Raw genomic sequence first — 6,779 nt, 5'->3', positions numbered from 1 at the left:
CTCGTGCTCGTAGGCGGGGAGCTCCGCCAGGTTGTTGTCGGGGAGGAAGCCGACCATCGTGCGCACGTAGTCGATCGCGTCGTCCTCGTCCTCGGCGAGGTAGTGGGCGACGCCCGAGCGGCTGTTGTGGGTGTGGGCGCCGCCGAGCTCCTCCATCCCGACGTCCTCGCCGGTGACGGTCTTGATGACGTCGGGGCCGGTGACGAACATCTGGCTGGTCTTGTCGACCATGACGACGAAGTCGGTGAGGGCGGGGGAGTACACCGCGCCTCCGGCGGCCGGACCCATGATGATCGAGATCTGCGGGATGACCCCGGACGCGGCGGTGTTCAGGCGGAAGATCTCGCCGTACTTGCCGAGGGCGACCACACCCTCCTGGATACGGGCACCTCCCGAATCCAGGATGCCGACGATCGGCATGCCGCTGCGCAGGGCCAACTCCATGACCTTGATGATCTTGTCGCCGGCGACCTCACCCAGCGACCCGCCGAAGGTCGTGAAGTCCTGCGCGTACACCGCCACGGTGCGCCCGTGGATCGTGCCGACCCCGGTGACGACCGAGTCGCCGTACGGGCGGGATCGGTCCATTCCGAACGCCGTCGTGCGGTGCCGGACGTACTCGTCCAACTCGACGAACGATCCGGCGTCGACGAGCAGTTCCAGCCGCTCGCGGGCGGTGAGCTTGCCCTTGGCGTGCTGCTTGTGCTGGGAGACCGCTTCGGCGTCGGTGACCGCCTCCTGGTACCGGGTGCGGAGGTCGGCGATCTTGCCGGCGGTGGTGGTCACATCGGGCTGGTCGGTCACGGAATCCACCCTAGCGAGCGGGGGCGGCGATCGATGGTCGTGCGGATACAACGGACGGCGTCCACCGGTGTGGGAATCCCTGAACTCTGTGCCGGGCATCCACGGCGGCGTAGGGTGGCGGCATGTCACTCCCCGCCTCTGGTTACCCGCGCACGGCCGCCATCACTCCGCGGCTGCACTTGGTGGACTCGGTCGACTCCACCAACGCGAAGCTGCTTCGGGATGCCGTCGAAGATCCCGAGGCGCACCCGCACCTGTCGGTCGTGCTCACCCGCGATCAGCGTGCCGGGCGCGGTCGGCTCGACCGCAGTTGGACCTCGCCCCCTGGCACCGCGGTGGCGCTGTCGGTGCTGCTGCGCGTCGGGGCGATACCGGTGTCGTTGCGCGGCTGGATCCCGTTGGTCGCCGGTGCGGCGATGGCCCACACCGTGGCGGCGCAGGCCCGGGGCATCGATGTCGGCCTGAAGTGGCCCAACGACGTACTCGCCGGGGGGCGGAAGATCAGCGGCATCCTCGCTGAAGTGGTCCCCGGTGATCCGTTCGCCGTCGTCGTCGGGGCCGGCGTCAACACCGCGATGGCCCGGGACCAGCTGCCCGTCCCGACCGCCACGTCGTTCGCGGTCCTGGACCGCCCCGTGGACGAGGACCGGTTGATCGCCGACTACCTGACCCGGTTGCGCGACGGTATCGCCGGACTAGCGGTCGGTGACAGCATCGGACGCGCCGTTCGCGACGACGTGCGCGAGGTCTGCCTCACGCCCGGTCACGAGGTCTCCGTCGAACTTCCCGGCGGCAGCAGCCTCACCGGAACAGCGGTACGCATCGATGACGACGGCAGACTGGTCGTCGCATCCGGATCGCGCGAGACGATCGTTGCGGCCGGAGATGTGGTCCACGTGCGCTGAATCGGGCGCGCCGCCTCCCGGCACCCACCGCGACCGGACACAATGGGGCTGTGAGCCAGCCGTCCGCATACTCCGACCGCCCGGTCACTCCAGCGCCCGGGGCGACCGCCGAGGAACTGCGGGTGGCGCGTTTCCGTCCGAGCGCGCGGCATCTGGTGTGGTCTGCGATCGTGCTGGTCGCCGTCGCGGGCGCGATCGGCTACTACGCCGGCAACCCGCCCGCTCCCATCCCGTCGTGGGTTCTCTGGCTTGCGGCGGCCCTGATCGTCGTGCTGCTGGTGCTCGTGCCGTGGGCGCGCTGGTTCGCCCACACCTACACCATCACGACCCGGCGCATCATCGCGCAGTCGGGGCTGTTCGTCCGGGGCCGCCGCGACCTCACCCACGTGCGCGGGTACACGATCTCCGAACGCCGCGGTCCTCTGCAGCGCGCGGTCGGCGCCGGCACCCTGACGCTCGACAATGGCGTGGACGCGCCGCTGCGCCTGGTCGACGTCCCGAACGTCCGGCTCGTTCACGAAGCGCTCGCCGACCAGGTCGAAGTCAGCCAGATCCTCGCGCATCGCGACTCGCACAGCATCCCCGTCGTCGACGGCGGCTGATCCGCCGCCCCTGTCTCTCCCGCCGACGAGCCGTGCCGTGGCCTCGTACGCCGCTCGCGTCGGCGATGATAGGAGACGATCAAGGAGGCCGGATGGGGCAGCGAGTCGGAATCATCGGCGGCGGGCAGTTGGCACGGATGATGATCGCGCCCGCCGTCGAGCTCGGAATCGACGTGCGGGTCCTCGCCGAGGTGCCCGACATGGCGGCATCCCTCGCGGCCACCGCGATCGGCGACTACCGCGACGTCGACACCGTGCTGGCGTTCGCGCGCGACGTCGACGTCGTCACCTTCGACCACGAGCACGTCCCCCAGGAGGTGCTGCGCGCTCTCGTCGGGGCCGGTGCGGCCGTCCATCCCGGGCCCGACGCGCTGCGCTTCGCTCAGGACAAGCTGCAGATGCGGGCGCAGTTGGACGCGCTGGGGCTGCCCCAGCCGGAGTGGGCGCCGATCTCCTCGGCGGCGGACCTGCAGGCCTTCCTCGACGCCCACGGTGGTCGCGCCGTCGTCAAGACGCCGCGCGGCGGCTACGACGGCAAGGGCGTGCGGGTGGTGACCGCGGCCGGGGACGTCGACGACTGGCTCGGCGAGCGCGCCGCCGCCGACCCGCTGCTGGCTGAGGAGCTCGTCGATTTCACCCGGGAGCTGGCGCAGCAGGTGGCGCGGCGCCCCTCGGGGGAGATGGCCGTATACCCGGTGGTGGAGACGGTGCAGCGTGACGGCGTCTGCGCCGAGGTGATCGCCCCGGCCCCGCACGCGACGGGGCGCCTGGCTCCCGTGGCTGCCGGAATCGGCCGAGCCATCGCGGAGGGACTGGCGGTGACCGGGATGCTCGCGGTCGAACTGTTCGAGACCGCCGATGAGCGACTGCTCGTCAACGAGCTCGCCATGCGTCCGCACAACAGCGGCCACTGGGGACAGGACGGCGCGATGACGGGCCAGTTCGAACAGCATCTGCGAGCCGTGCTCGATCTGCCGCTGGGCGACCCGGCGCCGCGCGCACCGTGGGCGGCGATGATCAACATCCTGGGCGGACCGGTGTCCGCGTCGCTGGGCGACCGCCTCTCCGACGCGCTCGCGGCCCATCCGACGGTGAAGGTGCACACCTACGGCAAGGCCCCACGTCCGGGACGCAAGGTCGGCCACGTCAACGCGTGGGGCGACGACCTGGACGCGGTCGTGTATGAGGCCCGGGCCGCGGCCGCGTTCTTCGGCGGGTGAGTCCGCCGGCGGTGCCGGACACTCGCCGGCGTTGCCGGGTTCTGCTGCGACAGCGGCGTACCCTGAACGGGTGAGCCGTCCCCTGCACATGTCCGAGCGACCCCTCGTGGGCGTCGTGATGGGCTCCGACTCGGACTGGCGCGTGATGAGCGACGCGTCGCAGATCCTGTCGGAGTTCACCATCGAGCACGACGTCGACGTCGTCTCCGCCCACCGCACCCCCGACAAGCTCATCCGCTACGGCCGCGAGGCGCGGGCACGGGGCCTGCGCGTCATCATCGCCGGCGCCGGTGGCGCGGCGCACCTGCCGGGCATGCTCGCCTCGGTCACCGCGCTTCCCGTGATCGGCGTTCCGGTGCCACTGGCGACCCTGGATGGACTGGACTCGCTGCTGAGCATCGTGCAGATGCCCGCAGGCATCCCCGTCGCGACGGTGTCGATCGGTGGCGCGCGCAACGCGGGCCTTCTCGCCGCCCGCATCCTCGGCGCGTCCGACGAACGGATCGCCGACCGCGTCGAACAGTACGCGACCACCCTCGAACAGCAGGTCGAGGAGAAGAACCGCCGGCTCAAGGACGCACTGTGAGCGGGGGACGCGCGGTGAGCGGCGCTCCGGGCATCCGATGAACGTTGCTGCCGCGCCGCACCGGCACGCCCCCGGTGCGGCACTGGCCGACCCGCGACCGCTACGCAACCCCGACACGTCGTCGCGAGAGGTCATGACGCGCCGCGGATGGTGGCTCGTCGTGATGAACTTCGTACTGCCCGGTTCGGCCCAGCTGCTCGCCGGCAACCGCCGACTCGGCCGCATCGGCATCGTCGCCACCATCGCGGCCTGGGCGGCGGTGGCGCTGCTGGTGGCGTTGGCGCTGTGGTGGCGACCGGTGTTCGTGGGCCTGGTCGCGAACTGGTGGATGCTGCTGCTCGTGCAGGCCGTCCTGCTGGCCTACGCGGTGCTGTGGGTCGCGCTGACCGTGGACACCCTGCGACTGGTGCGGCTGGTCAGAGCGCGCCCACGGGCACGCGTCGCGATCGCGGCGCTGGCGGTCGTGCTGGTCGCCGTCCCGGCCTCGGCGGCCGTGTACGCCGCGCAGTCGGTCGTCGCCCCCGCCCGGGCGGGGCTGTCGGTGTTCGGTTCAGGCCCGGCGGTGGCGCCCTCCGACGGGTACTACAATTTCCTGCTGATCGGCGCCGACAGCGCCCAGGGGCGCGACCACATGCTGTTCGACAGCATCTCGGTGGTCTCGGTGAACGCGGACACCGGTGCCGTGACGATCTTCGGCATCCCGCGCGATCTGCGCGACGTGCCCTTCTCAGACGGCCCGATGCAGCAGTTGTACCCGGACGGGCACACCGGGCACGCCGACCCGGAGTGCGGCTGGGACGACAAGATCAATCAGCTCAACACCGAGGTCGGCCTGTGCCGCGCCGACGAGCAGCTCTACCCCGACGCGGTGGCACGTGGCTCGACGCCCGGGATCGAGGCGACCCGCGACGCGGCCGAAGGTGTGCTGGGGCTGGAGATCCCGTACTTCGTGTTCATCGACATGGACGGGTTCGCCGCCCTCATCGACGCGCTCGGCGGCGTCGACATCACCGTCACCGAGCGGCTCCCCACCGGCGCGCTGCACGAGAACCCGGACGGGTCGCTGTCGGGCATCACGGGGTGGATCGAGGTCGGCGATCAGCACATGGACGGTGAGACGGCGCTGTGGTACGCCCGGTCCCGTTACACCACCAGTGACTGGGATCGGATGACACGCCAGCGCGAACTGCAGACGGCGATCCTCGCGCAGTTCACGCCGACGAACGTGCTCACCCGGTTCCAGGACATCATGAGCGCCGGGACCGACGTCGTGCAGACCGACATCCCATCGGAGATGCTGCCGGACCTCACCGAACTGGCAGTGAAGGCCCGGGAGCAGGATGTGACGACGATCGAGTTGACCGCGGACAGCGGCATCGACCCCGACCAGCCGGATTATCCGGCGATCCACGACCTCGTGGAGCGCACGCTGCATCCCGAACCGGCGCCCGAGTGAGTCGGCGGCGTAGGCTCGAACCATGACAGCGATCCTGCGAATCGTGCTCGATCAGGTCACCGAGCTGGTCGATACCGACCTTGCCGTCGCCTCTCAGGACCTCGCCCGAGCGCTCACAGCGACATCCCCGCACGGGTGCGACGTGGAAGCGCTCGTTCCCGCCGGGAGCGCGACCCGCCACGCCGCCTCGCAAGCGGTGCCGGGGCTGCGCGGGGTGACGGCGCTGACGCTCCGCCGCCGTGAGCTGGCCGCGGCCTGGCAGCTGGGCGTCCCGGTCGGGGTCCCCGGGGGGATGATCCACTCCCCGACGCTCATGGCCCCGCTGGTGCGCCACGATCGCACCCACGATCACGACCAGACCGTCGTCACGGTGTGGGACCTGCGGGCATGGGAACACCCGGTGGAGCTGCCCAAACCGGTCGTGCTGTGGCACCGCGCGATGCTCAAGCGCGCGGCCCGGTATGCGGATGCCGTGGTCGTGCCCACCCACGCGGCGGCGGCGCGCGTGGCGGAACTGGCGCCGCTGGGGGACCGCATCCGGGTCATCGCGGGGGCGGCGCCGGAGCGGTTCGCGGTCCCCACCGACGACGTCGGGCGGCGTCGCGATCTGCAGCTGCCCGACGGGTATCTCCTGGTGACGGGTGGGCTCGAACCCTCCGGCGGGGTGGTGGACGCCTTCAGCGCCCTCGCCGTCGCCGGTATCGAGACTCCCGTGGTGGTCATCGACGTGCCCGATGAGGCGGTCGCCGAGGTGGCGCAGGCGGCGGTGTCCGCCGGGCTGTCCGACTCGGCCGTGCAGGTGCGCGGTGCGCTGGACGCCCACGACCGGGCGGCCGTGTACGGCGCGGCCGTGGCCCTGATCGCCCCGGCGGTGCGCACCGACTTCCCGTGGCGGGTGGTCGAGGCGCTCACACTGGGCGTTCCCGTGGTCGCCGCCGACACCGCGCAGCACGCCGAGGTGATCCTCGACGGCGGTCTCCTGGCCGATCCCACCGACCCGGAGGCCTTCGGCGCACGCCTGCGTGAAGCACTGGCATCGACCGAGGCGATCGACCGTCTCGCGGTCCTTGCCGGGGACCGCGGCCGGGTCTTCTCGTGGGCCGGGGCCGCCGAACTCGTCTGGCAGTTGCACGCGGATCTGTGAGGCGCGGCGCGGTCGGCTCCTGCCCTCCGGTTGAGCGGATGAGGGTGCTCGATTCTCGTTGT

At 71.3% G+C, this 6,779-nt stretch carries 7 protein-coding genes; 6 read left to right on the top strand and 1 reads right to left on the bottom strand.

The genetic code is table 11. The features are described 5' to 3' along the window. Positions 1 to 804: acyl-CoA carboxylase subunit beta (locus tag ACK5KK_RS12910; RefSeq protein WP_416890488.1), on the bottom strand; the 804-nt coding region annotated here is incomplete at its 3' end. A gap of 122 nt (positions 805 to 926) precedes the next feature. On the opposite strand from ACK5KK_RS12910, the gene ACK5KK_RS12905 reads away from it, so the two are divergent. The 6 genes from ACK5KK_RS12905 to ACK5KK_RS12880 all read left to right on the top strand — a co-directional run bounded on the left by ACK5KK_RS12905 (position 927) and on the right by ACK5KK_RS12880 (position 6,717). Next, positions 927 to 1,709 (top strand): biotin--[acetyl-CoA-carboxylase] ligase, encoded by a 783-nt coding sequence (locus ACK5KK_RS12905; protein ID WP_416890487.1) that lies wholly within the window; start codon positions 927 to 929, stop codon positions 1,707 to 1,709. Positions 1,710 to 1,759: 50 nt separating this feature from the next. Next, positions 1,760 to 2,311 carry a PH domain-containing protein gene (locus ACK5KK_RS12900; protein ID WP_416890486.1) on the top strand — a complete coding sequence of 184 codons (552 nt, stop codon included), beginning with the start codon at positions 1,760 to 1,762 and terminating at the stop codon, positions 2,309 to 2,311. 92 nt (positions 2,312 to 2,403) lie between these two features. Beyond that, positions 2,404 to 3,531, top strand: coding sequence for a 5-(carboxyamino)imidazole ribonucleotide synthase (locus ACK5KK_RS12895; protein ID WP_416890485.1), 1,128 nt, complete (start codon positions 2,404 to 2,406; stop codon positions 3,529 to 3,531). Positions 3,532 to 3,649: 118 nt separating this feature from the next. Beyond that, a complete protein-coding gene (purE, locus tag ACK5KK_RS12890) occupies positions 3,650 to 4,117 on the top strand; it encodes a 5-(carboxyamino)imidazole ribonucleotide mutase (protein WP_416890490.1) in 468 nt (155 codons plus the stop codon). A gap of 37 nt (positions 4,118 to 4,154) precedes the next feature. Then, the gene (locus tag ACK5KK_RS12885) at positions 4,155 to 5,573 is read left to right on the top strand and encodes an LCP family protein (RefSeq protein ID WP_416890484.1); all 1,419 of its coding nucleotides are present in this window, start codon (positions 4,155 to 4,157) and stop codon (positions 5,571 to 5,573) included. Between the two features lie 22 nt (positions 5,574 to 5,595). Next, a complete protein-coding gene (locus ACK5KK_RS12880; protein ID WP_416890483.1) occupies positions 5,596 to 6,717 on the top strand; it encodes a glycosyltransferase in 1,122 nt (373 codons plus the stop codon). Positions 6,718 to 6,779 lie beyond the last annotated feature (62 nt).

It is taken from the genome of Microbacterium sp., from assembly GCF_047972865.1.
Lineage (GTDB): Bacteria > Actinomycetota > Actinomycetes > Actinomycetales > Microbacteriaceae > Microbacterium.
Note: the sequence above shows the minus strand (reverse complement) of the source record. Positions and strands in the feature narration are given on the sequence as shown.

Coding starts and splice junctions, on each gene's coding strand:
- ACK5KK_RS12905 (WP_416890487.1), top strand. CDS start 927: ATGTCACTCCCCGCCTCTGGTTACCCGCGCACGGCCGCCATCACTCCG.
- ACK5KK_RS12895 (WP_416890485.1), top strand. CDS start 2,404: ATGGGGCAGCGAGTCGGAATCATCGGCGGCGGGCAGTTGGCACGGATG.
- purE (WP_416890490.1), top strand. CDS start 3,650: ATGGGCTCCGACTCGGACTGGCGCGTGATGAGCGACGCGTCGCAGATC.
- ACK5KK_RS12885 (WP_416890484.1), top strand. CDS start 4,155: ATGAACGTTGCTGCCGCGCCGCACCGGCACGCCCCCGGTGCGGCACTG.
- ACK5KK_RS12880 (WP_416890483.1), top strand. CDS start 5,596: ATGACAGCGATCCTGCGAATCGTGCTCGATCAGGTCACCGAGCTGGTC.